The sequence below is a fragment of the Pseudomonas sp. P4_C3 genome, from assembly GCF_056402075.1.
Genome location: NZ_JBFUIC010000478.1, coordinates 1 through 2,472, shown reverse-complemented (window position 1 = coordinate 2,472; position 2,472 = coordinate 1). Strand labels below are relative to the sequence as shown.

Sequence of the window (2,472 nt, the reverse complement as noted above, 5' to 3'; positions counted from 1 at the left end):
GGGTGATGCGGTGGTAGTTGACGATGCCCGGCGTCAGCGGGTGGTTCTTGACCACCAGCCGCGCATCGCTGCCGGCATGGCGGGCAAACGAGCCCAATACGTGTTTCAACACGTCTTTCATATGCTTGAAGGGCGAGTGGTCGCGGATCTGCGCATCACTGTCGAGTTGCAGCGGCAACAGGAAGGTTCGGTGACGGCTGCGCGCCACTTCACTGATGACTTCGGAGTCACGGCCCCTGGCGCTGACCAGGCGCAGGCCCTGGCGAATGTAGCCGGCATACTCCACGGCCGCGTTGAACGGGGCGTGGGTTTTATAGTGGGGGAACACCACTTTGTTCAGTGCGCCGCCGACGTGATACATCACATCATGGAAGGCCCTGGAGGCAAAGGACAGGCGGAATGAATTGCCGTTGTGATAGCGCGGGATGTACTTGCCCACTTCCCGATACCACTGCGGATCGCGGGGCAGTAGCGAGTGATTGTTCACGCCATTGCGCTCAAGGGTGATCCAGTACGGGCGGAAGTAACCCTCTTCGAACACGTGTACACGAATCCCCAGAGCCTTGGCCAGTTCCACCGCCGGTTGATGCACGGGGCGGCAGTCACCGAAGAGCACCACATCGGTAATCTGGTCGGCACTGAAACACTGGCTGTAGAAGTCCTTCAACTGCTCGGGGCGCGCCGAACAAAATACGCGCGCGCCGCTGCCGTACAGGGTGTCGCCCATATTGAAGCTGATGGACTTGACCCGTTGTCCCTCGGCCCGCAGCGCTTGCACCAGACGCGCGAAAAACGGCGAACTGACGCCCTGCAAAAACAGGAACGAGTTGCGTGGTTTCACCGATACCAGGCGTCTGGAGCGCTGCATGGGAACTAAAATTTCCTTGGCGACGGTCTCAAGACGGTAAGGAGCAAACGCTGAATCATCTCTCGCCATGTTGGAGTTCTTCCTTGCGCAGGTACTTCATCCCAGTTCTGAATCTCGATTAACGTACGTTCGGGGGTGGTGAATCTTCGGGTAATGCGGCTGACATAAGTCGGGTAGCGAATCAGGGTCGCGGCCACCAGTTCGTCCAGGCTCAGGCGCCGGGTGCGACGCGCCTGGACCTGCGGGCTGAGGTCCTGATCGTGGGTCAAGCCCCAGCCGGCATAAAACGGCTGGCCGTAAGTGGTCACCGGCACGCCGCGCAACAAGGCTTCGAAGCCCGATTGCGAGGTCAGCACATGCACCTCATCGACCTCGGACAACAGCTCGTGGAAGGGCACATCGCCCACCACCTGGTTGCACCATTGACGGGTGTGTTCTTCGTCCTCGCCAGCCTCGCGTGTGCCGGCCAGCACTTCAGGGTGCGGTTTGTACAACAGCCATGCCATCGGGTGGCGGGCGCGCACTGCCTTGAGCAAATCAAGATTGCGCCGGATGCGGTGCGCGCCGTAACGGATCGAGGCGTCGGACTCCACTTGCCCCGGCACCAGAATCACTTGCTCGACACCCGGCGGACGTTTCCACGTGGCACCGGGCAAGTTGTATTTGGTCACTCCGGCGGCGCAGATCGCTTCGCGCAGCGCCGCGGCCCGCCGCAACAACTCAGGCGGGCACGACTGGTTCTGCAAGAGCTGTTCCAGACGCGAAGGACGCGTGGCGTCGTAGTAGATGCCCAGGTCGTCGAACACCCAGGACAGCGGCCGGGTTTTCTTCGCGCCCAGGCCGACAGAACGGAGGAAGCCATCTTCGAYGCGGCCCAGGTGGTTGGCAGTGTTCTGTTGCGCCAACGCCGAGTCGTGCTGGCAACCCCAACTCACCACCATTGCAGGGGGCTTCGAACGTCTGGAAGGTGCGGCAAATCGGGTGGATGAACCATTGAAAAAGTCCAGCACCAACGGCCGTTTCCACTTGCTGAAACCAACCATCTGCAAGTCCTGCGGCAAGCGACTGCGCATCCGTCGCTGCAACCCCAGCCACGCCAGCACGGTCTCGGGTTGGCACGGCGCGCCCGTCTCCGGGTCGACATAACGCGGGTACTCCACCAGCGCCGCATGCACCAATTGCTCAAGACTGACCGGCTGGCGCCGCTCGGGGGCGGGCAGGGCATCCACGGTCAAACCCCAGCCGGCATAGAACGGCTTGCCAAAGGTGCGCACCGGCACGTCCCACAACAGTGCATCGAAGCCCAGTTGCGAGGTCATCACATACACGGCCTGAACTTCGCTCAGTAACTCGGCAGGATGAACATTACGGCTGATCACATGGACGCGCGGCCGTTTGCTCAGCGCTTCAAGATCAAAGTGGCCTTGCTTGCGGCCTGCCGCGACATCCGGGTGGACCTTCACCACGACAATGCTCTGAGGATGCTCATCGAGTGCAGCCTGGAGCATGCGCTCAAAATCAGCCTCGCCGGCGCCCTGAAGTGAGGCATCGCCCTTGGTCTGGTCAGCGACCAAAACGCAAGGTTGCGGTAAATGGCATTGTTC

General features: G+C 61.2%; 2 protein-coding genes. Both read right to left on the bottom strand.

Annotated elements, in window-relative coordinates; translation table 11 throughout:
* Positions 1–868 (bottom strand): capsular polysaccharide export protein, LipB/KpsS family (locus tag AC1DVH_RS29570; RefSeq protein ID WP_477756773.1); only part of this gene is annotated, 868 nt, incomplete at its 3' end.
* 5 nt (positions 869–873) lie between these two features.
* On the bottom strand, positions 874–2,472 hold a 1,599-nt coding region (locus AC1DVH_RS29565; RefSeq protein WP_477756772.1), incomplete at its 5' end, for a capsular polysaccharide biosynthesis protein.